This window comes from Arthrobacter sp. K5, assembly GCF_040448525.1.
In the GTDB taxonomy this organism is placed as follows: Bacteria; Actinomycetota; Actinomycetes; order Actinomycetales; family Micrococcaceae; genus Arthrobacter; species Arthrobacter globiformis.
Genome location: NZ_CP159279.1, coordinates 2448514 through 2471575, shown reverse-complemented (window position 1 = coordinate 2471575; position 23062 = coordinate 2448514). Strand labels below are relative to the sequence as shown.

Below are 23062 nucleotides of genomic sequence, written 5' to 3'. Positions count from 1 at the left end.
AGCGCCGGGTGACCCCGGAAACAGTGATGCCTGACGAAGCAATTGCCCGCCGCGTCCCCACCCCGCCGCCGTTTCCGGCCTTCCAAACACCGGGCACGCCCGAGGAAGTCTCCGAGCACTCGCGGGTGCACCGCGAACTCAACTATGCGATCGCCGTCGGCTTCCGCCGGCTCTCCATGGACATCTGGCTCCCGCGCAACCCCGACGGCGGCCCGGTCCCGGTGGTGGTGTGGATCCATGGCGGTGCCTTCCAGCTCGGAGACCGCCGCGAACTGCCGCCGACGTTTCAGCCAGACTCGGTGTTCCGGCTCCTGAACGAGGCAGGAATCGCGTGCGCCACGGTGGACTACCGGCACGCGCTGGAGGCGCCGTTCCCCGCCCAGCTCCACGACATCAAGGCCGCCGTCCGGTATCTCCGGCACCACGCTGAACTTCTGGGTATCGACCCCGAATGCATCGGTGCCTGGGGCGAGTCCGCCGGCGGCCATCTTGCCGCGCTGCTGGGCCTGACCGGCGGCCGGGCCGACCTCGAGGGCGGTCTTGGCGCGCAGGGGCACTCAAGCGCGGTGAGCGCCGTCGTCGACTTCTACGGCGTCTCCTCACTGACCCGGATGCCGCCAATGGAAGCGACCACCAGTTTCATGAGCGGTGCCCTGCTCGCGGCCGTCCCCGACGGCGTGTCACTGGAACCCGGCCCCATGCTGGTGGGCAATTCGCACGATCCGGCCCTGCTGGACGCCGCCAGCCCGCTGGGCTACGTCACTGCAGACGCTCCGCCGTTCCTGCTGATCCACGGCGACAGCGACGGCCTGGTCCCGCTCACGCAGAGCGAGCTCCTGGCCGACGCCCTGGCCGTCGCCGGCGTAGAGCAGGAACTGGTCACCATCGAAGGCGGTGACCACTGCTTCTTCTTCGCCGAAGACCAGCTGGACCGCATCCTCGCCACCGCCGTTTCCTTCTTCACGAAGGAACTGACCCAGCCATGACAACCACTCCAGGAGCCACCCCGATGACCGCCCCTTCCGCCCTCCGCTTCGAACACCACGAGGAGCCCTTCGGTATCGGCGAGGACCGGCCCCGGCTGTCCTGGCAGGTCCGCACCGACGCCCCGGGCTGGGTGCAGACGGCGTACGAACTCGAACTCGGCCCGGACACCACCAGCCTGGCCAGCTACGGGCGCGTTGACTCCGCGGAACAGCTCCTGCAGCCCTGGCCGGCGCGCCCACTGGCCAGCCGCGAACGGGTCGCGGCCCGGGTCCGGGTCTGGGGAAATGACGACGGCGGACCCTCCGACTGGAGCCCCGTCGCCTGGGTGGAAGCAGGGCTGCTGGACGCCGCCGACTGGCAGGCCTCCATGATCCGTCCGTCGTGGGACGAGGACAGCACCTCCGACGAGCCCGCGTCCCGCCTCAGCACCACCTTCGAGCTGGACGGCGCGGTGGCGTCAGCCCGCCTGTACGCGAGTGCCCACGGCATCTACGTCGCCTCCATCAACGGCCGCCGCGTGGGACAGGATCTCCTCGCGCCGGGCTGGACCAGCTACCACCACCGCCTGCGCTACCAGACGTACGACGTCGCGGACTACCTGCGGCCGGGCACCAACGTGATCGGCTTCGAGGTCGCTGACGGCTGGTGGCGGGGCAATCTCGGCTTCCAGGAGAAGCGCAACAAGTACGGAAACCGCACCGCGGTGATCGGCCAGCTGGAAATCACCGACGCCCAGGGGCGGCTCAGCGTCATCAGCACCGACGGAGCGTGGCAGGCAGGGCGCGGCCCCGTGCTGTCCGCCGACCTGTACAACGGCGAAACGTACGACGCACGGCTGGCGGATGCGGGCTGGGCGGGCCACGGTTCCCGAAGCCTGGAACCGGTGGTTGCCGAAGACTTCAACACCGCCCTCCTGGTGGCACCGGACGGTCCGCCGGTCCGCGCCACCGAAGAGCTGCCCGTCCAGGAAGTGCTGACCACGCCGTCCGGCAAGACCATCCTCGACTTCGGCCAGAATCTGGTGGGGCACGTCAGGATCCGCGTGCGCGGCGAGGCAGGCACCGAAGTGGTGCTGCGGCACGCCGAGGTGCTGGAGCACGGCGAGCTCGGCGTGCGCCCGCTCCGCGTTGCCCGGCAGACGGACACCTACATCCTGCGCGGGACCGGCGTGCGTGAATCCGGCGCCGTGGAGCAGTACAGTCCAGAATTCACTGTCCACGGCTTCCGCTACGTCGAGGTGAGCGGCTGGCCCGGTGAGCTTGACCCGGGAGCCTTCACCGCCGTCGTCGTTCATTCCGAGCTCAAGCGCACCGGCTTCTTCGAGTGCTCCGAGCCCATGCTGAACCAGTTGCACGCCAACGTGGTGTGGGGCATGCGGGGCAACTTCGTGGATGTGCCCACCGACTGCCCGCAACGCAACGAGCGGCTCGGCTGGACGGGGGACTTCCAGGTCTTTGCCTCCACCGCGTCCTTCCTCTACCGGATTCCCGGCTTCACCGCGTCCTGGCTGAAGGACCTGGCCGCCGAGCAGGGAACGGACGGGCCGCCGCCGCTGGTTGTCCCGGAGGTGACCTTCGACAAACCGCCGTTCCCCACCCGGCCCGTGATGGCCGCCTGGGGCGACGCCGCCGTGCTGGTGCCGTGGGTGCTGTACCAGCAGACGGGCGATCGTGAGTTCCTGCGCCGGCAACTGCCCGGAATGGCCGCGTGGCTGGCCGCTGCGGCAGACGCGGCCGGGCCGGAGCTGCGCTTCGAGCAGGGCTTCCAGTTCGGTGACTGGCTGGACCCGGCCGCGCCGCCGAACGATCCCGGTGCTGCGAGGACACCCTGGCAGCTGGTGGCGCAGTCCTACCTGGCGTACTCGGCGTCGATCGCGTCGCAGGCTGCTGCCCTGCTGGGGGAGGACAGCGAGTCCCTGCGCCTGCGGGAACTGTCCCGCCAGGCGCGCACCGTGTTCCGCAAGCACTACATCGCCGACGACGGACAGCTCCAACCTGCCACGCAGACCTCCTACGCGCTGGCCCTGCGCTTCGGGCTGCTCGAACCTGAGGAGCACCCGGCAGCAGGGGAACGGCTGGCCGAAACCGTGGCCGCCGACGGCTACCGGATCGCCACCGGCTTCGTGGGGACGCCGCTGGTCACCGACGCACTGAGCGACGAAGGCCAGGTGGAGGCGGCCTACCGCCTGCTGCTGCAGACCGAGTGCCCGTCCTGGCTGTATCCGGTCACGATGGGCGCCACGACCATCTGGGAACGCTGGGATTCCATGCTCCCGGACGGCACCATCAACCCCGGCGACATGACGTCCTTCAACCACTACGCGCTCGGCGCCGTGGCCGACTGGATGCACCGCACCGTCGCGGGTCTTGCCCCCGCGGGTCTGGCCAGCCGGAAACTGCTGGTCAGGCCGCTGCCCGGCGGCGGCCTGACCTGGGCGGCCTCCCGGCACGAGACCCCCTATGGCGAGGCGGCGGTGCGGTGGGAGCACGGCGCCGGCAGCTTCACCCTGTCCCTCACGGTCCCCGCCGGCTGCACGGCCTCGGTGTACCTGCCGGACGGCTCGGAGTCCGTGGAGGTCGGGTCCGGGACGCACTCCTTCAACTGTGAACCCGAGGTGTTTGCGGGGACCGCGGGCACCCCGCAACTGTCGGCCCTGCCATGACCCTGGATCCGGAGCTGGCCGGGCTTCTGCACCACCTGGCCGGCGTGGAATCGGTCCCGGAGCTGCTGACCCGGCCCGGCGGGCGGGAGCGCCTGGACGCGTTTTGCGGGGGCCTGCTCCCGTACAGCCCGCCGGACGTTGCCGTCCGGCACCTTGAGGTACCAGGACCCAACGGCGCGGTGCCGGTCCGGATCTATGGTGCACGCCCGGAGGACGGACCGCCGGCAGCTTCCGACGGCGGGACCGGCGAGGGCGGTTCCACCGCCCTGGTCTGGATGCACGGCGGCAATTTTGCGGTCGGTGACCTGGACATGCGCGAATCGGACCAGCTGGGCCGGGAAGTCGCGGCCCGAAGCGGCGGCGTGGTGGTCTGCGTCGGCTACCGCCTGGCCCTCGACGGCGTCCATTTCCCGGTTCCGCACGAGGACGTGCTGGCGGCATGGTTCTGGACCCGGGAGCACGCCCGGGAACTCGGCGCTGACCCCTCCCGGATCTGCCTGGGCGGGGCGAGCGTCGGCGGAAACCTCGCGGTGGGGGCGGCACTGTACCTGATGGATGCGGGCCTGCAGCCGCCGGCAAAACTCGTGCTCGCGTACCCGTTCCTGCATGGGGAGCTCCCCGGTGAACTGCCGGCTGCACCGCCACATGACCTGTCCTCCGCCGGACTTTTGCCGCCGTTTCTCCGGTTCACCGACGAGGACTGCCGGGACATGCTGGAGAACTACATCGGCGGACCCCTGGCCATGGCCTCCTCCTACGCCATGCCCGGGCACGCCGACCCGGCGGGACTGCCGCCGTCCGCTGTGCTCGCCTGCGAACACGACGACCTCCGGTTCTCTGCCGAGGCATTCGTCGAAGGCCTGCGCGCGGCAGACGTGGAAACCAGTTACCGGCTGGAGGAAGGGGCGTTCCATGGCTACCTCAACCACTCGGCGGCCCTTGGCCTGGTCCGGCGGGGCCTGTCGTTCCTGGCCGCCGAGCTGGAGTCGGCAAAGCCGTTTCAATGATTGAAATGGCCGGTACAGGCCCTGCTCCTGATCCGACAGTCTTAGAGGGATAGGCCCCTTGAGGCAGAAGCCCCAAGAGGACAGGCCGGGCCAAAGAGGAACCGGCAGAGGCAGCAAAGGAGTCGATGATGACGGAAGGCCGAGTGCTGAAAGGCGTGGAATTCGCCCGCACGGGTGGACCAGCCGACCGTCCGCTGCTCCTGGACCTGTACCTGCCGGAGCCGGCCGGAAACGGCGCCGGAACCCGGCCGGCAATCGTTCACTTCCATGGCGGCGGCTGGCGGGCCGGAACACGGTCATCACTGGGGCCGGTCACGGACGGCTTCGGGCTCACCCCGTTCGAGGCCCTCGCCGAAGCCGGCTTCGTCGTCGCCTCGGCGGACTACCGGCTGAGCGGGGAAGCCGTCTATCCCGCCCAGCTGCACGACGCCCAGGCCGCCGTCCGCTGGCTGCGGAACCACGCAGCCGACTACGGCGTGGACCCCACCCGGATCTATGCCTGGGGCGACTCAGCCGGCGGCCACCTGGCGAGCCTGGTGGGCCTGATTAGCGGCGACAGCCCCGTCGCGGCGGTGGCGGCCTGGTACCCGCCGACCGACCTGAACCGCATGGGCGAGCAGGCCCTGCCCGACGCCGTTGCGCGGGCCACTGACCCGGGCTCCCGGGAGGAACAGCTCATCGGCGCCGTCCTGGCGGAGGAGCCGCAGAAGGCGGCAGCCGCGAGCCCGGTCAGCTACGTCCGTCCCGGCGCCCCGCCCTTCCTTCTGGTCCACGGCACAGCCGACCGTTTTGTCCCCGCCGCCCAATCCGAAACCCTGGCGGCGGTCCTCGAAAAGGCGGGCGCCGACGTCGAACTTCTCCTCCTCGACGGGGCGGACCACATGTGGTCCCTTCCCGACGGCGGCCCCGCCGCGGCGGAGAAGGCGCTGGCCGCCACCGTGAGCTTCTTCCGCCGGCAGTCCGGCATTCCCTGAGTTTTCCGCAACATCCCGCCTGGCATGGCTGGGCTTTATTTGCCGTGCCCTCTGAACCGACACCGCCCCCGGGCGAACCTGAAAGGCCCTCCATGCAGTACATAGGCATTAATCACGACGGCGACACCTGGGCGGCTGCCCTGGCAGGCACTGGTCCCGGCGGTGTCAGGGTATTTCCGCTGGCTCCGGTGACGGACTTCTGGGCGGATGCCGACGGCTGGCAGGAGAAGGCGCAGTCGCTCGTTGCGGGCGCCGGTTCAGTTCCAATCGAGCAGGGTTCGGTCGAGCGCGGCACCGTCGCTGAAGTTCCGCTGGTTCCGGCGTCCGCCCGGGTTATCTGCGTGGGGCTTAACTACAAGGCGCACGCGGCGGAAGGCAGCTACAAGGATCAGGAGCTGCCTGCCTACCCCACCCTGTTTGGGCGCTGGACGGCTTCCCTATCGGTGGGCCACGTCCCCGTCCCGGTGCCTGGCGGCGAGGCCGGCCTGGACTGGGAGGGCGAGGTGGCCGCCTACATCGGCAGGCGTGCGGAATCCGTGACCGAGGACCAGGCGGCAGAGGCCATCTTCGGCTACTCCACGTTCAACGACATCACCGCCCGGCGCGCCCAGAAGCTCACGTCGCAGTGGGCCCTGGGCAAGAACGGGGACTTCACCGGCCCGCTGGGACCACTGGTCAGCCGGGACGAAGTGGGCGACCTGCGCGACGGCCTCGAGCTCAGGACCCGCGTCAACGGCACCGAGGTCCAGCACGGCAACACCCGGGACATGATCTTCTCCGTGCCGGCCATCATCTCGCTGATCAGCCACACGTTCACGCTCCATCCCGGCGACGTGATCGCCACCGGCACCCCCGAGGGCGTCGGGTACGCACGCTCACCGCAGTGGCTGCTGCAGCCGGGGGACACCGTCGAGGTCGAGATCGAGCGGCTGGGCACCCTGGTCACTCCCGTCGGCGAACCGTCCCTCCGGGCGAGGGCCTGATGACCGCCGTCAACTATGCCGGGCTCCAGGATGTGCCCGCCGCAACGCCGGTCCTGATTTCCGGGGGCGGTCCCAGCGGCCTGTTCCTCGCCCTGGACCTGGCCAGCCGGGGCATCCGCAGCACGGTCATTGAGCCCCGGACCCTGATCGACCCGGACAGGCCGCGCGCCAAGACCACCAACGCCCGCACCATGACGCACCTGCGGAGGCTCGGCCTCGCCGATGCGCTCCGGAACGCGGCGCCGCTGCCGGTCGGCTTCGCCCAGGACGTCATCTTCTGTTCAGCCCTGACCGGCTCCGAGATCAGGCGCTTCCCCAACGCGTTCCAGCTCGAGGCCGGCCGCTACGGGCCGCAGCCCGAGTGCGGCCAGCAGGTGCCGCAGCCGGTCCTGGAGGCTGTGCTCCGGGAAGCCGTGGCGGGGTCGGCCCACGCCACCCTCCTGACGGGGCTGCGGGTGGACAGCTTCGAGGCCCTCCCCGATGGCGGGCAGCGCGTGACCGTTGCCGACGACTCCGGGCGCCGCACCGCCGTCGACTGCGCCTTCCTGGCCGGGGCCGACGGCGGCTCCTCCACGGTCCGCCGCGGCGTGGGCCTCCGGCTTGAGGGGGAGTCAGCTTCCCTGTCCAACATCAGCATCCTCTTCCGCTCCCGCGACCTCGCCGCCACCATCACGCTGGACCCCGCCGTGCAGTACTGGGTGCTGGGGCCCGGCGCGGCGGGCATGGTGGGACGGATGGACCTGGACGAGACCTGGTGGGCCATCATCCAGGGCGTCGTCAGCCACAACGTCGGCGGAGCACCGGACCTGGATCCGGCCGCCCTGGTGCGCTCCCTTGTGGGGGCGGACGTCGACGTTGAGGTGATCGCAACGGATCCCTGGACTGCCCGCATGCTCCTTGCGCCGTCCTATGGCACGGACAGCGTCTTCCTGGTGGGGGACGCGGCGCACCAGAACCCGCCGTGGGGCGGCCACGGCTTCAACACGTGCATCGGCGACGCCGCCAACCTGGCCTGGAAAATCGCGGCCGCCTTCGAGGGCTGGGCGGGGCCGCGGCTGCTGGAGAGCTACGGGCTGGAGCGCCGGCCCGTTGCAGGCCGGACCATCCGCGACGCCGCGGCCAACGGCAAGGCCCTCGCCTACCACTTCGCCGACCCCGCCCTGACGGCGGCCGGGGTTGCAGGTGAGGCCGCACGTGCCGGCGCCCACGACGCGCTTGCGGTGAAGCAAAGCGAGTTCGATTCGCTGGGCCTGGTCCTCGGGTACAGCTACGCCGAGTCCCCGCTGGTGGTCCCCGACGGCGCACCGGTACCGGCCGAGGACCCGATCCGCTACGTCCCCTCGGCCAGCCCCGGCGCCCTGGTGCCGCACGCCTGGCTGGAGGGCGGCACCTCCCTCTACGACGTCCTCGGGCCAGGATTTTCGCTGCTCGTGGACAGCGAGGCACTCGCCGGCAACGCGGCGGAAACCGCGTACGCGGAAGTCCTCGCTGCGGGTGCCGGGCACGGCATCCCGGTGACCGTCACCTCCGTCGGGCCTTCCGACAACGGGACGCCAATGGCGGAACTGTGGGCGGCAGATGCCGTCCTCGTCCGTCCGGACCAGCACGTTGCCTGGCGCGGTTCCTCCGCGCAGGCGGCCGCCGCAGCCCTGGCCGTCGCGGCCGGCTGGGGCGCCACCCACCCATTCGACCAACTGAAGGAGGGCACCAATGCCGGCGCCGTCGTTTCGTGATTACCTGTACGCGCCTGACCACCCGCGCGTGGCGCGGCTGCGCGGACTGGACGCGCGGTCCTATGCCGAGGAGGCCAAGACCGACTCCTTTGCCGGCCCCATGATCGAGGGCTGGCAGAAGCTGTACCCGGAGCCGTTCGTCGGTGTAACGAACGACGGCGTCATCCGCCCCGGGCTATTCAGCCTCGCCGAGGCGCGGCCCGGGGAACAAGCGCCGACGGCGGAGATGGCCGCCGCGGCAGACAAGCTGCTCGCCACCGCCTCGGCGGAACAGCGCGACCGACTGAGCTACGCCGTGGATGCCCACGAATGGCAGAGCTGGGCGAACCCGGAATTCATGCAGCACGATACCGGGCTGCGCCTCGAGGACCTGGACCCGGCCGTGCGCGATGCAGCGCTCGCCGTCGTGGAGGCCAGCCTGAGTCCGGAAGGGTACGCGCTGGCGCGGAACCTGATGCGCATCAACGGCTTCCTCGGCGAGCTGGTGGAACTGCCGGAGCTCATGAATGAATATAGCTACAACTTCGCCCTCTACGGGGAACCGTCGGAAACGGAGCCGTGGGGCTGGCAGCTGTTCGGCCATCACCTGGCGCTCAACTGCCTGGTGGCCGGAACCCAGCTGGTCCTGTCGCCGATGTTCCTTGGTGCCGAGCCGGACGTCATTGACGCCGGCCCGCACAAGGGCGTGAAGGTGTTCAAGGAGCGCATCAGCCTGGCCCGTGACCTGATGGCGTCGCTGCCTGAGTCCCTGCGTGGGGAGGCGCTTACCTTCGCGGAGATGGTGGACCCGGCGATGCCCGAGGGCCGGCTGCATCCCGGCGACGAACGCCATCTGGCGGGCTGCTTCCAGGACAACCGGGTGATCCCCTACGAGGGCATCCTGGCCGGCTCCCTGCCGCCTGCATCACTGGCGCTGCTGGACCGGCTCGTGGAGGACTTCGTCGCCTGCCTTCCAGCAGGGCCCCGCGCCGCGCGGAGGCGGGAGATCCGGGAGCACTTCGATGAAACCCGGTTCTCCTGGATCGGCGGCTGGCAGGGTGAGGACGCCTTCTACTTCCGGATCCAGAGCCCCGTGGTGGTCATCGAACTGGACCACCACACCGGCGTGTTCCTCAACAACGACACCCCGGCCCCGTTCCACATGCACACCGTGCTCCGAACCCCCAACGGCAACGACTACGGGCGTGCGCTGGTGCGGCAGGCGGCGAAGGGCTGAAACCCCACTGAAACCCCCGTCGATTGCTCCGTAGCTGCCCTTTTCACGGTCCAAAAGGGCACCTGCGGAGCAATCGATGGTTATATCAACACCAAGAAGGCCCGGACTCCGTGAGAGTCCGGGCCTTCTTGATGGCTCAGCGCCCTAGATAGCTTCCTGCCTAGATGTCCAGGGCCGCGCGGCGCTGGGGCGGCGGGCCGACGACGGTGAGGTCCATCTCGGCCTGGGCGCGGCCGAAGCCCTCCATGTCCATGTAGGGCTCACCGCCCTCCGTGTACATGTAGTCGTCGGTGGGCTGGTTGAAGTATTCAAAGAAGCCGTTGAAGACCGACGGCGTCAGGAACCCGAGCATCTGCGTGTTGTGGGAGTCGAACGCGAAGGAGTGGACGGTGCCCGCCGGGGCGTGCAGGAAGTCGCCCTTGGTGAGCAGCACCTCCCGGCCGTTGGCGTAGAGCCACATGCGGCCTTCCGTGCAGAGGAAGTTTTCTGTGTGCTCGGAGTGGAAGTGCAGCGGGATGTACGGGGATTTGGCACCCTTGGTGTGGACGGCAAAGTAGTTCGAACCCGTGTTTTCCGGCCGGGAGAGGTACGTGAACATGGTCTGGTAGCTGACCATGCGTTCCCCTTCGCCGGCACTGAGGAAGTAGGGAGTCTGCGTGGCAGGCCGCCCGGCATTCTGCTGCAGGCTCGGTGCCACGCGCTCGACGTCCGGAAAGGAGATGCCGAATTCGGCGCCGACTTCCGCCTGCTCCCGGAGGCTCGGCTTGCGGCCGGCGTGCACGGGCGGAACATGCGAATCGATGGGCGTGCCGACACGCTCGTAGTAGGCCTCGGCCCCGCCGGGCGTCATCCAGTTCAGGAAGCGCGTGTAGTGGCTGGCCATCCGGTAGGCGTGCGGCGTTCCCGGCGGAATCACCACGGAATCGCCCGGCGTCAGGATGCGGCTCTCGCCGGGGAGCCAGACATGGAGGATGCCGTCAAACACGTAGAGGGTCTTGTGCTCGATCCTGTGGGTGACGAAGGGGGATTCTGCCCCCATGCCGCCGGAGATGTAGGCGGCGCTGAAGATGCCGCCGGTGTCCGCGGCGCGGGCGATCACGGTAACCAGCTGCCCGTCGATCTCGTAGCGGGCACCCTCGCCGGAGGCCATGTAGTAGGGCACGGCCTCGCCGGGCAACGCATTGGCAATCGGCAGCTGCTTGTTCATTTCCTCCACGCTGAGGGTCATTGCTTCCTTCTTTCTTCGGCATCGCCGCGGGGACGTCGTTTGGACAAGCTTGGCGGATCAGGTGGTCGAAGTATGCGTGGATTTCATTGGTTGAAAAGTTCGGGGGCGGGTTCACAGTTTTCGGGATCACGGCTTTCAGGGTTCACAGCCTCCTGACAGTTTCCGAACAGCGGTGCCCTAAGCTGCTGCCGGATCTTTGAGTGAGGGGCTACGACAGATGCCCTTCCGTTCAAAGCCGTACCGCACGGCCGATCAAGGAGACACCATGTCACGAAGCAGGAGAATCACCCTCGGCATTACCGCTGGCGCCCTGGCGCTGGGAGCAGGCCTGGGGGTTACCGGAATGGCCTCAGCCGCCACCACCCCGAGCCCCAGCGCATCATCGAGCGCATCCACGGACAGCAGCGCATCGACCGACGGTTTCCGGGGCCACAAGGGCGACCGCGGCCAGATCGCGGCAGACCTTGCCACCAAGCTGGGCGTTGACGAAGCGAAGGTGACCGAGGCAATCCAGGCGTTCCGCGAGGCCAACAAGCCCACGACGGCGCCTACCGAGGGCACCAAGCCTGACCGCACAGCCCAGGATGCCGCGATGGCCAAGTCCTTGGCGACGGCACTCGGAGTCGACGAATCGAAGGTCACCGCAGCCCTGACGGAAATCCGCGCCGCTGCCCAGGCAGAACGGGCCGCAGCGCTGAAGACCAAGCTCGACACGGCGGTCAAGGACGGCACCCTGACCCAGGCCGAAGCCGACGCCGTCACGAAGGCCGTCGAGAAAGGCGTGATCGGAGGCGGCGGCCGCTAGAAGCCACCTGAATTCACGCAAGAACAAGGAATCCCCCGGGACGGTCCCGGGGGATTCCCCGTTCCCCGCAAACGGTTCCTCACATCCCGTTGCCCCACCTGCGACGCGTCCTCAGATCCTGCCATTTGGTACCACTACCAACGGCTGGCCCAGCAGACCCAACCGGGCGGCTTTTTGAACGGCCATCAGGCGGTCGCCCACGTCAAGCTTGCGGTAGATGTGTTCGAGGTGCTTTTGGGCCGTCCGCGGCGAGATGTTGAAGTGATGGCCCAGGGATGTGGCGGTCAGCCCCTGGCCGAGCAGCTCCAGGACGGCGAGCTCCCGCTGGGTCAGTCCGGGCCGGTCTGCCGCCTTGTCCTCCGAGGCCCAGGAAAGTTGCCGGTACAGGCCTGTCAGCATCGGTTGAAGGGCCATGGCCAGGGTGAGCTCGTCCTCGTTGAACTCGCGGTCAGGTCTCGCCAGCAGGTAAGCGCGGTGAACGGGTCCATCCAGAAGCAGAGGGATGGCCAGCTGGTAGTTGATTCCCATCGGCTTGACCAGATCCTGCCATGCGGATTGCATGTGCCAATCCGCCACTTGGCTGGGGACCCGGGCCAGCGACTGGGGACCGGAAAGTCCGGATACGGCGTACCAGCGCAGCAGCGGCTGCCAGGTGGCATCAGGAATGCGCGGGCCGGGCGGCAGCTTGGGAAGATAATCGCCGGGCCAGCAGCCTTCCATATGGTCTACCCAGTCCGGCCCGACGCTGCTGCGGCTGCAGCAGGCAGCGTTGAACGACGCTGCGAGCCGCTTCGAGATGTCCTCTTCCGGACTGGGGTGGGCCGCAAATGCACGGCAACCGGCTTAAAGGCTGACAACAGTCCCGTGGAGATGTCGTTCCTGAAATTCGTCGTCACAGGTACCGGAGGCACGGTCACGGCCGCCAAGCTGCGGCTCTTCGTGGCGGACCCCTCGCCGGTTGGCGGCCAGTTCCGGCACGTGCCGGACAACGGCTGGGCCGAAGGATCTGTGACCTGGTCAAACGCCCCTGCCGCCAGCAGCACGAACATCGCATCGCTTGGAGCGGTCAGCACCGGAAGCTGGGTTGAAGTGGATGTCTTCAGTCTCATCAAGGCCGACGGCACATACTCCTTGCGCATCAGCAGCACGAACTCCGACGGAGCCATCTACAACTCAAGGGAATTCAGTGACGCCACCCGCCGGCCGCAGCTCGTCCTTACCACCGGCTCCACGCCTCCGCCGCCCCCGCCACCCCCGCCGGGAACCAATCCCTGCGGGACAGCGGCCGCACCGCCGGCGACCTACGACCACGTTATCTGGATCATTTACGAGAACAAGAGGTACTCCCAGGTCATCGGCAGCCCAAGCGCACCCTATATGACGCAGATGGCCCAAAAGTGCGCCAGCCTGACCAACTGGAGCGACGCTGGGTCCCAGTTCCCCTCATTGCCCAGCTACCTGGCGATGACATCGGGAAGCACGCAGGGTGTGTCGACAGACAATAGCCCGGGGAGCCTCCCGCCCATCACCGCGGATAATCTCTTCCGCCAGGTCCGGGCACGCGGACTGACCCAGAAGAGTTACCAGGAAGACATGCCGTCCAACTGCAGGCTGACCAATTCCGGTCTTTACGCGGTGCGGCACAATCCGGAGGCGTATTACCAAGGGACGGGCGACAGGGCCGCCTGCGCCACGAACAACGTCCCGCTCGGGACCACGACGTCCGGGAACCTGTTCAACGACCTGACGAACAATACGCTTCCCAGCTTCTCGCTGATCACCCCGAACGTCTGCAACGACACGCACGACTGCAGCATCACCACCGGCGACACGTGGCTTTCAAGGTGGCTGCCGGTAATCCTGGCGAGCCAAAGCTACCAGGCGGGAGGTACCGCCGTCGTGGTCCTGTATGACGAGGACACGCCCATCCCTAACTTCGTGGTGGCTCCATCCATCATTCCGGGGACTGTCGTTACCGGCGCCTACAGCCACTACTCGCTGTTGAGGGCCACGGAGGAAATGCTGGGCATCACCAACCTCCTGCTGAATGCCAGGACAGCGCCGAGGCTCCGGCCGCCGCTGAACCTCTAGCCCCGCTCCAGGCCTAGCCCCGGTCCAGGTTCACGGTCCAGCTGCCGCTGGCATTGACAGAGGAGCACTGGAATGCCGTGGGCGCGGGTTTGCCGGCCGTCGGGTCAGTGTATGAGCCGGTGGTCTCAAAAGTGCCGCTCTTCGCCTTGGCGTTGGACTTTGTTCCGGGCTGGACCTCGGCGGTGGGGTACTTCTCCGTCACGCGCATTTCGCAGACCGTGTTGGCCTGGTCCAGGAGCTCCGCGGCCGCCGGTTTCGCTGCTTCCTCCGTAGGGGAAGCGGAGGCCGGCGACGCGGAGCCCGGCGCGTCGGTGTCGGCGGCCGCAGATGAAGGGGAAGGGGGGTGGTGGCGGCCTGCTGGTCCGTCCGGGGTGCCTGCGCAGAAACGGCGATGGCCACACCCACCAGGACCACCACCACGGCAGCAAGGAGGATCAAAAGCAGACGACGCCGGGACGCGGCTGGAGGGGGCGGTGAAACGGACACGGCGTGCCTCTTTCGAAACGCTGGTCAGGCCTGGAAGTGGCAGGTACCTGGCCCTGCGGTCACCCTCATTGGCGGCGGACGTTTCTGGCAGAATAACCGCCGCCGTGACCGTCAACAAGCGCTCTGGCCGCCAACAAGGCCTGCGGCGATCCGACGCCGCGGTTCACAGCACCTTGCGGATGGTTTCCTCGAAGCTCGTGACGTGGTGCAGTGCGAGCTCGCCCGCCTTGTCCGCGTCACCCTCGGCCACGGCCTTGAGCAGGTCCACATGCTCGCTGATGTGGCCGCTCACCGACGGGACCTTGTCCAGGACCAGGCACCAGATGCGCGTGGCGAGGTTGTCGTAGCGGATCAGGGTGTCCTCGAGATGCGGGTTGGCCGCGGCACGGTAGATCAGGCGGTGCACCGTGAGGTCGTAGCGCATGAGCTCCCGCGACTGGGCTGGGGTGGGCGCCAGCTCCGAGATGGCCTTGGCGACGTCCAGCAGCTCCTCGCGCATGGCAGTGTTGGCCCGCTTGGCAGCCCGGCGCGCCGCGAGCGGCTCAAGCAGTTCCCGGATTTCCGAGACGTCGGCGAGTTCCGTGAAGTCCACGGTGGTGGCGAATGTTCCCCGGCGGGGGTAGGACACCACCAAGTGGTCCACCTCCAGCCGCTTGATGGCTTCACGCACGGGCGTCCGCCCGAAGCCCAGTTCAGTCGCCAGCTGGCCGTCATTGATGGGCTCGCCCGGGCGGATGTCCAGCATGATCAGCTTGTCGCGGAGCTGCCGGTAGGCAGCCTCGGCCTGGGACAGCGCTTCGTCCTCGGCGGGTGGCATGGCGGGAAGAGCATTCACAGCGAGGCTCCGTTCCTTGCTTTCAAGGGCTTCAGGCGGAAGCGAAGTGCCATTTTGCTTCCTGCTATTGACTATGTTGTGAGCTCAATCATACCATTGACCTCACACTGATATATCAGTCATAAGTAAAGTGGTATTTCATAAGGAGCATTCGTGGTTGAGCAGTTGAACGACCGACTTTCCGCAGTCGATCCCGAGATCCAGCAGGCCGTCGCACGCGAGCTGGACCGCCAGCAGTCCACGCTGGAAATGATCGCCTCGGAGAACTTCGCTCCTGCGGCCGTCATGGAGGCGCAGGGCTCGGTCCTCACGAACAAGTACGCCGAGGGCTACCCGGGCAAGCGCTATTACGGCGGCTGCGAGCACGTCGACGTCGTCGAGCAGCTGGCCATCGACCGCGTGAAGGCACTCTTCGGCGCCGAGTTCGCCAACGTCCAGCCGCACTCCGGCGCGCAGGCCAACGCCGCCGCCATGTTCGCGCTGCTGAACCCGGGCGACACCATCCTCGGCCTGGACCTGGCCCACGGCGGCCACCTCACCCACGGCATGCGCATCAACTTCTCCGGCAAGCTCTACAACGTGGTCCCGTACCACGTCCGCGAGTCCGACTTCCGCGTGGACATGGCCGAGGTCGAGGCCCTGGCCCTGGAGCACAAGCCGAAGCTCATCGTGGCCGGCTGGTCCGCCTACTCCCGCCAGCTCGACTTCGCCGAGTTCCGCCGGATCGCCGACCTCGTCGGTGCCTACCTGATGGTGGACATGGCCCACTTCGCCGGCCTCGTCGCCGCAGGCCTGCACCCGAACCCGGTGCCGTACGCCGACGTCGTCACCACCACCACGCACAAGACCCTGGGCGGTCCCCGCGGCGGCGTCATCCTCGCCAAGGAGCAGTACGCCAAGAAGATCAACAGCGCCGTCTTCCCCGGCCAGCAGGGCGGCCCGCTGGAGCACGTCATCGCCGCCAAGGCCGTGGCCTTCAAGCTGGCAGCAACCGAGGGCTTCAAGGAGCGCCAGGAGCGCGTCCTGGAGGGCGCCAAACTGCTGGCCGAGCGCTTCCTGCAGCCCGACGTCGAAGCCGCCGGCATCACCGTGGTCAACGGCGGCACGGACGTCCACCTGGTCCTCGTTGACCTGCGGAACTCCGAGCTGGACGGCCAGCAGGCCGAGGACACGCTGCACCGGATCGGCATCACCGTCAACCGCAACGCCGTCCCCTTCGACCCCCGCCCTCCGATGGTTTCCTCCGGCCTCCGGATCGGTACCCCCGCCCTGGCCACCCGCGGCTTCGGCGCCACCGAGTTCACCGAGGTAGCGGACATCATCGCCACGGCACTGACCACTGCCGCCGGCACCGGAACCCTCGACGACGGCACCGCCGTCGAACTCCGCGCCCGCGTCACTGCACTGGCCGAGCAGTTCCCCCTGTACCCCCAGCTCAGCGGCGCACCCGAGATTGCCGCTTTCGAAGATGACATGATTGGAGCAGCCCAGTGAGCACCCACCAGCTCCCGGAGCACCCGGATTTCCTGTGGCACAACCCCGAGCCCAAGTCCTCCTATGACGCCGTGATCGTCGGCGGCGGCGGGCACGGCCTGGCCACCGCGTACTTCCTGGCCAAGAACCACGGCATGACCAACATCGCGGTGCTGGAAAAGGGCTGGCTGGCCGGCGGCAACATGGCCCGCAACACCACCATCATCCGTTCCAACTACCTCTGGGACGAGAGCGCCGCCATCTATGAGCACGCCCTGAAGCTGTGGGAGATCCTGCCCGAGGAGCTGGAGTACGACTTCCTCTTCAGCCAGCGCGGTGTGATGAACCTGGCCCACACCCTGGGCGACGTGCGCGAGAGCATCCGCCGTGTGGGCGCCAACAAGCTCAACGGCGTGGACGCGGAATGGCTCGACCCGCAGCAGGTCAAGGAACTCTGCCCCATCCTGAACATCCGCGACGACATCCGCTACCCGGTCATGGGCGCCACCTACCAGCCGCGCGCCGGCATCGCCAAGCACGACCACGTCGCCTGGGCCTTCGCCCGCAAGTGTGACGAGATGGGCGTGGACATCATCCAGAACTGCGAAGTCACCGGCTTCGTCAAGGACGGCAACCGCGTGGTGGGCGTCAAGACCAACCGCGGCACCATCAACACCGAGAAGGTGGGCCTCTGCGCCGCCGGCCACAGCTCGGTCCTGGCGGAAATGGCCGGCTTCCGGCTCCCCATCCAGTCCCACCCGCTGCAGGCTCTGGTCTCCGAGCTGCACGAGCCCGTGCACCCCACCGTCGTCATGTCCAACCACGTCCACGTGTACGTCTCCCAGGCGCACAAGGGTGAGCTGGTCATGGGCGCCGGCGTCGACTCCTACAACGGCTACGGCCAGCGCGGTTCCTTCCACGTGATCGAGCACCAGATGGCGGCCGCCGTCGAACTGTTCCCGATCTTTGCCCGGGCACACGTGCTCCGGACCTGGGGCGGCATCGTTGACACCACCCTCGATGCCTCACCGATCGTGGGCACCACCCCGGTGGACAACATGTTCGTCAACTGCGGCTGGGGAACCGGCGGCTTCAAGGGCACGCCGGCTGCCGGCCTGACCTTCGCGCACACGATCGCCACCGGAGCACCGCACAAGCTCAACAGGCCGTTTGCCCTGGAGCGCTTCGAAACCGGTGCCCTGATCGACGAACACGGCGCAGCCGCCGTCGCCCACTAGCCACGGTCCACAAGAAAGAAGAAGACGCACATGCTGCTTATCTCCTGCCCCAACTGCGGCCCACGGGACGAAACCGAGTTCCACTACGGCGGCCAGGCCCACGTGCCCTACCCCGAGAACCCCAACGACCTCACCGACCGGGAATGGGCCGAGTACCTGTTCTACCGCGAAAACACCAAGGGCACCTTCGCCGAACGGTGGGTGCACAGCACCGGCTGCCGGCAGTGGTTCAACATGCTCCGCGACACGGTCACGTACGACATCCAGGCCGTGTACCAGATGGGGGTGCCGCGGCCCGCCGCGCCCGTCCCACCCGCAGCTGACACCGGCACCGCAAGCACCGGCGCCGCCAGCACCACCCCCCTCAGCCCCAGCACCGCCCCGGAAGGAGCGACCAAGTGACCTCCCAGAACGCGCGCCTCAGCACCGGCGGCCGCATCGACCGCAGCATCTCCTGGCGCTTCACCGTGGACGGCGAGGAATTCACCGGACACCCGGGCGACACCCTGGCCTCCGCGCTGCTGGCCAACGGCCGCATCGCCGCCGGCAACTCGCTCTACGAGGACCGTGCCCGCGGCATCCTGGCTGCCGGCGTGGAAGAGCCCAACGCCCTGGTCCGGATCGAAGCCCGGTTCCCCGGTGACGTTGCCGAGTCCATGCTTCCCGCCACTACCGTTTCGCTGGTGGACGGCCTGAAGGCCGGCTTCCTGAACGGCCTGGGCAAGCTGGACCCCGCGGATGACCGCGCCGAGTACGACAAGAAGTACGTCCACACCGACATCCTCGTCATCGGCGGCGGCCCCGCCGGCCTGGCCGCGGCCCGCGAAGCAGTCCGCACCGGCGCCCGCGTCATCCTGATGGACGACCAGCCCGAACTCGGCGGTTCGCTGCTCTCCGGTTCCACCGCCTCCGAACTGGCGGTAACCATCGAGGGCAAGCCCGCCCTGGAATGGGTTGCCGACGTCGAGGCTGAACTCGTCTCCGGTGCCGAAAGCACCGTGCTGAACCGCACCACCGCCTTCGGCGCCTACGACGCCAACTACGTCATCGCCGTGCAGAACCGCACCGACCACCTCTCCAGCCCGGCCGCCGCCGGCGTCTCCCGGCAGCGCATCTGGCACATCCGTGCCAGCCAGGTTGTCCTGGCCCCGGGTGCCCACGAGCGTCCGCTGGTGTTCGAGAACAATGACCGCCCGGGTATCATGCTCGCCTCGGCTGTCCGCAGCTACCTGAACCGCTACGCCGTGGCCGCCGGGTCCCGCGTGGTCATCAACACCACCAACGACAGCGCCTACGCCCTGGCCGCGGACCTGCTCGCCGCCGGCGTCAAGGTCGCGGCCGTCGTCGACGCCCGTCCGGCCCTCACGCCGGTGGCTGCCGCCGCCGTCGAAGCCGGCACCCGGGTGCTTATCGGCAGCGCGGTTGCCAACACGGCCGCCGGCTCGGACGGCCGCCTGAACAGCGTCACCGTCCGCAGCATCAACGACGACGGCGAACTCACCTCGGGCATCGAAGAGATCGCCGCCGACCTGCTGGCAGTGTCCGGCGGCTGGAGCCCGCTGGCGCACCTGCACTCGCAGCGCCAGGGCAAGCTGCGCTGGGACGAGGACCTCGCGGCCTTCGTGCCGGCCACCGTGGTTCCGAACCAGCAGACCATCGGTTCCGGCCGCGGCAGCTTCGAACTCGAGGACTGCCTCGCCGAGGGCATCTCGGCCGGAGCCGCGGCCGCGATCGCCGCCGGCTTCGAGACCGCCGTCGAGCCCTCCGCCCTGGCGGAGCCGAAGGCATCCGCGCCGACCCGCCAGCTGTGGTTGGTCCCCGGCCAGACCGGAACCCCCGACGACTGGCACCACCACTTCGTCGACTTCCAGCGTGACCAGTCCGTGGCCGACGTCCTGCGTTCCACCGGTGCCGGCATGCGGTCCGTGGAGCACGTCAAGCGCTACACCTCCATCAGCACCGCCAACGACCAGGGCAAGACGTCCGGCGTCAACGCGATCGGCGTCATCGCCGCTGCACTGCGCACCGCAGGCGAAGCGTCCCGGGGCATCGGCGACATCGGCACCACCACCTACCGTGCGCCGTTCACCCCGGTGGCCTTCGCGGCGCTGGCCGGCCGCCAGCGCGGCGAGCTGTTCGATCCCGCCCGCGTCACCTCGATCCACCCGTGGCACGTTGCCCAGGGCGCACTGTTCGAGGACGTCGGGCAGTGGAAGCGTCCGTGGTACTACCCGCAGAACGGGGAAGACATGGACGAGGCTGTGCTCCGCGAGTGCGCCGCCGTCCGCGACTCCGTGGGCTTCATGGACGCCACCACCCTCGGCAAGATCGAAATCCGCGGCAAGGACGCCGGTGAGTTCCTGAACCGGATCTACACCAACGCGTTCAAGAAGCTGGCCCCGGGCTCCGCCCGCTACGGGGTCATGTGCCTCTCGGACGGCATGATCTTCGACGACGGCGTGACCCTGCGCCTGGACGAGGAAACCTACTTCATGACCACCACCACCGGCGGCGCCGCCAAGGTGCTGGACTGGCTGGAGGAATGGCTGCAGACCGAATGGCCGGAACTCGACGTGCACTGCACCTCGGTGACCGAACAGTGGAGCACGATCGCCGTCGTCGGGCCCAAGTCCCGCGACGTCATCGCCAAGGTTGCCCCGGAACTGGCCGCCAACGGCGGACTCGACGCCGAGGCGTTCCCGTTCATGACCTTCCGCGAAACCACCCTCGCGTCCGGCGTGGAGGCCCGCATCTGCCGGATCTCGTTCTCCGGTGAACTGGCCTACGAAATCAACGTGCCGTCCTGGTACGGGCTGAACACCTGGGAATCCGTTGCCGCGGCAGGTGCCGAGTTCAACATCACCCCCTACGGCACCGAGACCATGCACGTGCTGCGTGCCGAGAAGGGCTACCCGATCGTCGGGCAGGACACCGACGGCACGGTCACCCCGCAGGATGCCGGCATGGAATGGATCGTCTCCAAGGCCAAGGACTTCATCGGCAAGCGCTCCTACTCCCGGCTGGACCAGCAGCGCGATGACCGCAAGCACCTGGTCAGCGTCCTGCCGGTGGACGGCTCGCTGAGGCTTCCGGAAGGAACCCAGCTGGTGGAAAAGGGCATCAGCACCAGCCCCGCCTACGGCCCCGTCCCGATGCAGGGCTTCGTGACCTCCAGCTACCACAGCGCCGCGCTGGGCCGCTCGTTCGGCCTGGCCCTGATCAAGAACGGCCGCAACCGGATCGGCGAGACCCTGGTGGCCGCTGCAGGCAACCAGCTCGTCGACGTAGTCGTGGCCGAAACCGTACTTTTTGACCCCGAAGGGACCCGCAAAGATGGCTAACACCGCAGCCTTCACAGGCATCAATGGACTCCGGGAAATCCGCCGCAGCCCAGCCTCACACCTGGCCGAAGCATTCGACACCGGGTCCGTGCAGGGAACAGTCACCCTGAACGAGGGTCCGTTCCAGACCATGGTCGGAGTCCGGGTGGACCGCAGCTCCGAGGCCGGCGCCCGGATTGCCTCCGTCACCGGCGGCCTGCCGGAGCGCTGCGGCGATGTCGGCGGCACGGAACGCGTCAGCGTCCTGTGGCTCGGCCCGCAGGAGTTCCTGGTGGTGGCCCCGGAAGACGCCCACGACTCCCTGGGCGGGGACCTGATCGGCTCCCTCAAGTCCGCCCTGGGCGACGCCGCCGGGCAGGTGGTGGACCTGTCCGCCAACCGCACCACGTTCGAGCTGTCCGGCCCGCGGGCCCGCGCCGTGCTGGAGAAGGGCTGCGCCCTGGACCTGCACCCCCGCACCCTCAAGCCGGGCACCGCCCTGAACACCGAGGTCGGCAACATCCCGGTGGCCCTGTTCAAGACCGGGGAGGAAAGCTTCCGGCTGTTCCCCCGCGCCTCGTTCGCGGATTACCTGGGCCGCTGGCTCCTGGACGCCATGAGGGAGTTCGCTTCCCCCGAGGTGCCCTGATGGCGCTAAGCGCCCTGGATCTGTTTTCCGTTGGCATCGGGCCGTCGTCGTCACACACGGTCGGCCCGATGCGGGCGGCAAAGCAGTTCGCCGACGGGCTCAAGGGCGGTGGACTGCTGAGTGCCACCACCCGGGTCCAGGCAGAGCTCTTCGGGTCCCTGGGTGCCACCGGCCGGGGCCACGGCTCCGACAAGGCCGTGGTGCTGGGGCTGCAGGGCATGGAACCGGAGACGGTGGACACCTCCACCGCCGACGACCAGGTGGCAGCCGCCGCCCTCGACGCCGAACTCCGGATCGGCGGCGACCACCGGGTGGACTTCAACTGGGACGAGGACGTGGTGCTGCACCGCCGCAAGTCGCTGCCGGCCCACCCCAACGGCATGACCTTCCGCGCCCTGGACCACGCGGGCACGGTGCTGAGCGAACGGAGCTTCTACTCCATCGGCGGCGGGTTCGTCGTTGACGGGGATGCCGACGCCGGTGCCAAGGTGATTGCGGACGAAACCCCGCTGCCGTACCCCTTCACCACGGCCAACGGGCTCCTGGAGATCTGCAGCCGCGAAAACATGTCCATCTCGGACGTCATGCTCGCCAACGAACTGGTCTGGCGCAGCGAGGCGGAACTCCGTGAGGAACTGCTGAAGTTGTGGGCCGTCATGCGCGAATGCGTGGACAACGGCTGCGCCGCGGAAGGCATCCTTCCCGGCGGGTTGAAGGTGAGGCGGCGGGCGCCGTCGCTCTTCAAGACCCTGTCCAAGGACTCCGGCAGCACGGACCCGCTCCGCGCCATGGAGTGGGTGAACCTCTACGCGCTGGCCGTCAACGAGGAGAACGCGGCCGGCGGCCGCATCGTCACCGCCCCCACCAACGGGGCAGCCGGCATCGTGCCGGCGGTCCTGCACTACTACATGAAGTTTGTTCCGGGAGCGGACGACGACGGTGTGGTGCGCTTCCTGCTGGCGGCGGCCGCCGTCGGGATTCTGTTCAAGATCAACGCCTCCATCTCCGGTGCGGAGGTGGGCTGCCAGGGCGAGGTCGGCTCCGCATGCTCCATGGCCGCGGCCGGACTCTGCGAGGTGCTGGGCGGCACGCCCGAACAGGTGGAGAACGCCGCTGAGGTGGGGATCGAACACAACCTCGGGCTGACCTGCGACCCCGTGGGCGGCCTGGTGCAGATCCCGTGCATCGAGCGGAACGCGATCGCCAGCGTCAAGGCGATCAACGCCGCGCGGCTGGCCCTGCACGGGGACGGCAGCCACAAGGTGTCGCTGGACAAGGCCATCAAGACCATGCGCGACACCGGCGCCGACATGAAAACCAAGTACAAGGAAACCTCTCGAGGAGGCCTCGCTGTGAATGTAATTGAGTGCTGAAC

General features: G+C 68.3%; 19 protein-coding genes. 15 read left to right on the top strand and 4 right to left on the bottom strand.

Features of this window, described 5'->3' with window-relative positions; all coding sequences use genetic code 11:
• Positions 1 to 26: 26 nt before the first annotated feature.
• The 7 genes from ABRP34_RS11225 to ABRP34_RS11195 all read left to right on the top strand — a co-directional run bounded on the left by ABRP34_RS11225 (position 27) and on the right by ABRP34_RS11195 (position 9562).
• On the top strand, positions 27 to 986 hold the full coding sequence (locus ABRP34_RS11225) for an alpha/beta hydrolase (protein WP_353710249.1): 960 nt from the start codon (positions 27 to 29) through the stop codon (positions 984 to 986).
• On the top strand, positions 983 to 3649 hold the full coding sequence (locus tag ABRP34_RS11220) for a family 78 glycoside hydrolase catalytic domain (RefSeq protein WP_353710248.1): 2667 nt from the start codon (positions 983 to 985) through the stop codon (positions 3647 to 3649). Before ABRP34_RS11225 ends, ABRP34_RS11220 begins: the two co-directional genes overlap by 4 nt.
• Positions 3646 to 4656, top strand: a complete 1011-nt coding sequence (locus ABRP34_RS11215) for an alpha/beta hydrolase fold domain-containing protein (protein ID WP_003806288.1) — start codon at positions 3646 to 3648, stop codon at positions 4654 to 4656. The genes ABRP34_RS11220 and ABRP34_RS11215 overlap by 4 nt, the downstream gene beginning before the upstream one ends.
• 128 nt (positions 4657 to 4784) lie before the next feature.
• Positions 4785 to 5630 (top strand): alpha/beta hydrolase, encoded by an 846-nt coding sequence (locus ABRP34_RS11210; protein ID WP_353710247.1) that lies wholly within the window; start codon positions 4785 to 4787, stop codon positions 5628 to 5630.
• 92 nt (positions 5631 to 5722) lie between these two features.
• Positions 5723 to 6613 carry a fumarylacetoacetate hydrolase family protein gene (locus ABRP34_RS11205; protein ID WP_353710246.1) on the top strand — a complete coding sequence of 297 codons (891 nt, stop codon included), beginning with the start codon at positions 5723 to 5725 and terminating at the stop codon, positions 6611 to 6613.
• On the top strand, positions 6613 to 8346 hold the full coding sequence (locus tag ABRP34_RS11200; RefSeq protein ID WP_353710245.1) for an FAD-dependent monooxygenase: 1734 nt from the start codon (positions 6613 to 6615) through the stop codon (positions 8344 to 8346). Before ABRP34_RS11205 ends, ABRP34_RS11200 begins: the two co-directional genes overlap by 1 nt.
• On the top strand, positions 8324 to 9562 hold the full coding sequence (locus ABRP34_RS11195; protein ID WP_353710244.1) for a DUF3500 domain-containing protein: 1239 nt from the start codon (positions 8324 to 8326) through the stop codon (positions 9560 to 9562). The genes ABRP34_RS11200 and ABRP34_RS11195 overlap by 23 nt, the downstream gene beginning before the upstream one ends.
• A gap of 160 nt (positions 9563 to 9722) precedes the next feature.
• On the opposite strand, the gene ABRP34_RS11190 is transcribed toward ABRP34_RS11195, so the two are convergent.
• Positions 9723 to 10790 carry a quercetin 2,3-dioxygenase gene (locus tag ABRP34_RS11190; RefSeq protein ID WP_353710243.1) on the bottom strand — a complete coding sequence of 356 codons (1068 nt, stop codon included), beginning with the start codon at positions 10788 to 10790 and terminating at the stop codon, positions 9723 to 9725.
• Between the two features lie 265 nt (positions 10791 to 11055).
• Here ABRP34_RS11190 and ABRP34_RS11185 point away from each other — a divergent pair, with 265 nt between their 5' ends.
• Positions 11056 to 11595, top strand: coding sequence for a hypothetical protein (locus tag ABRP34_RS11185; protein ID WP_353710242.1), 540 nt, complete (start codon positions 11056 to 11058; stop codon positions 11593 to 11595).
• A 111-nt stretch (positions 11596 to 11706) separates the two neighbouring features.
• Here the strand turns inward: ABRP34_RS11185 and ABRP34_RS11180 are convergent, their stop codons facing one another.
• The gene (locus tag ABRP34_RS11180) at positions 11707 to 12315 is read right to left on the bottom strand and encodes a LuxR C-terminal-related transcriptional regulator (protein ID WP_353710241.1); all 609 of its coding nucleotides are present in this window, start codon (positions 12313 to 12315) and stop codon (positions 11707 to 11709) included.
• A gap of 150 nt (positions 12316 to 12465) precedes the next feature.
• Here ABRP34_RS11180 and ABRP34_RS11175 point away from each other — a divergent pair, with 150 nt between their 5' ends.
• On the top strand, positions 12466 to 13686 hold the full coding sequence (locus ABRP34_RS11175) for an alkaline phosphatase family protein (protein ID WP_353713349.1): 1221 nt from the start codon (positions 12466 to 12468) through the stop codon (positions 13684 to 13686).
• A gap of 13 nt (positions 13687 to 13699) precedes the next feature.
• On the opposite strand, the gene ABRP34_RS11170 is transcribed toward ABRP34_RS11175, so the two are convergent.
• Complete coding sequence (locus ABRP34_RS11170; protein ID WP_353710240.1) at positions 13700 to 13888, bottom strand: hypothetical protein; 189 nt, start codon at positions 13886 to 13888, stop codon at positions 13700 to 13702.
• Positions 13889 to 14335: 447 nt separating this feature from the next.
• Positions 14336 to 15007 (bottom strand): GntR family transcriptional regulator, encoded by a 672-nt coding sequence (locus tag ABRP34_RS11165; RefSeq protein WP_003806277.1) that lies wholly within the window; start codon positions 15005 to 15007, stop codon positions 14336 to 14338.
• A 153-nt stretch (positions 15008 to 15160) separates the two neighbouring features.
• On the opposite strand from ABRP34_RS11165, the gene glyA reads away from it, so the two are divergent.
• From glyA to ABRP34_RS11135, 6 genes are read left to right on the top strand one after another with little or no spacing between them, the layout of a single operon-like run.
• Positions 15161 to 16501: a serine hydroxymethyltransferase gene (gene glyA / locus ABRP34_RS11160; protein ID WP_353713275.1), complete on the top strand. Its 1341-nt coding sequence runs from the start codon at positions 15161 to 15163 to the stop codon at positions 16499 to 16501.
• Positions 16498 to 17718 carry a sarcosine oxidase subunit beta family protein gene (locus ABRP34_RS11155; protein ID WP_003806275.1) on the top strand — a complete coding sequence of 407 codons (1221 nt, stop codon included), beginning with the start codon at positions 16498 to 16500 and terminating at the stop codon, positions 17716 to 17718. The genes glyA and ABRP34_RS11155 overlap by 4 nt, the downstream gene beginning before the upstream one ends.
• A 30-nt stretch (positions 17719 to 17748) precedes the next feature.
• Complete coding sequence (locus tag ABRP34_RS11150) at positions 17749 to 18120, top strand: sarcosine oxidase subunit delta (protein ID WP_306926244.1); 372 nt, start codon at positions 17749 to 17751, stop codon at positions 18118 to 18120.
• A complete protein-coding gene (locus ABRP34_RS11145; protein WP_353713274.1) occupies positions 18117 to 21059 on the top strand; it encodes a sarcosine oxidase subunit alpha family protein in 2943 nt (980 codons plus the stop codon). Before ABRP34_RS11150 ends, ABRP34_RS11145 begins: the two co-directional genes overlap by 4 nt.
• The gene (locus ABRP34_RS11140) at positions 21052 to 21687 is read left to right on the top strand and encodes a sarcosine oxidase subunit gamma family protein (RefSeq protein ID WP_003806272.1); all 636 of its coding nucleotides are present in this window, start codon (positions 21052 to 21054) and stop codon (positions 21685 to 21687) included. The genes ABRP34_RS11145 and ABRP34_RS11140 overlap by 8 nt, the downstream gene beginning before the upstream one ends.
• Positions 21687 to 23060, top strand: coding sequence for an L-serine ammonia-lyase (locus ABRP34_RS11135; RefSeq protein WP_353713273.1), 1374 nt, complete (start codon positions 21687 to 21689; stop codon positions 23058 to 23060). The genes ABRP34_RS11140 and ABRP34_RS11135 overlap by 1 nt, the downstream gene beginning before the upstream one ends.
• Positions 23061 to 23062 lie beyond the last annotated feature (2 nt).

Bases quoted from the DNA above. Each gene is read 5' to 3' on its own strand.
- ABRP34_RS11225 (WP_353710249.1), top strand. From the start codon at position 27: ATGCCTGACGAAGCAATTGCCCGCCGCGTCCCCACCCCGCCGCCGTTT.
- ABRP34_RS11220 (WP_353710248.1), top strand. From the start codon at position 983: ATGACAACCACTCCAGGAGCCACCCCGATGACCGCCCCTTCCGCCCTC.
- ABRP34_RS11215 (WP_003806288.1), top strand. From the start codon at position 3,646: ATGACCCTGGATCCGGAGCTGGCCGGGCTTCTGCACCACCTGGCCGGC.
- ABRP34_RS11210 (WP_353710247.1), top strand. From the start codon at position 4,785: ATGACGGAAGGCCGAGTGCTGAAAGGCGTGGAATTCGCCCGCACGGGT.
- ABRP34_RS11205 (WP_353710246.1), top strand. From the start codon at position 5,723: ATGCAGTACATAGGCATTAATCACGACGGCGACACCTGGGCGGCTGCC.
- ABRP34_RS11200 (WP_353710245.1), top strand. From the start codon at position 6,613: ATGACCGCCGTCAACTATGCCGGGCTCCAGGATGTGCCCGCCGCAACG.
- ABRP34_RS11195 (WP_353710244.1), top strand. From the start codon at position 8,324: ATGCCGGCGCCGTCGTTTCGTGATTACCTGTACGCGCCTGACCACCCG.
- ABRP34_RS11190 (WP_353710243.1), bottom strand. From the start codon at position 10,790: ATGACCCTCAGCGTGGAGGAAATGAACAAGCAGCTGCCGATTGCCAAT.
- ABRP34_RS11185 (WP_353710242.1), top strand. From the start codon at position 11,056: ATGTCACGAAGCAGGAGAATCACCCTCGGCATTACCGCTGGCGCCCTG.
- ABRP34_RS11180 (WP_353710241.1), bottom strand. From the start codon at position 12,315: ATGGAAGGCTGCTGGCCCGGCGATTATCTTCCCAAGCTGCCGCCCGGC.
- ABRP34_RS11175 (WP_353713349.1), top strand. From the start codon at position 12,466: ATGTCGTTCCTGAAATTCGTCGTCACAGGTACCGGAGGCACGGTCACG.
- ABRP34_RS11150 (WP_306926244.1), top strand. From the start codon at position 17,749: ATGCTGCTTATCTCCTGCCCCAACTGCGGCCCACGGGACGAAACCGAG.
- ABRP34_RS11140 (WP_003806272.1), top strand. From the start codon at position 21,052: ATGGCTAACACCGCAGCCTTCACAGGCATCAATGGACTCCGGGAAATC.
- ABRP34_RS11135 (WP_353713273.1), top strand. From the start codon at position 21,687: ATGGCGCTAAGCGCCCTGGATCTGTTTTCCGTTGGCATCGGGCCGTCG.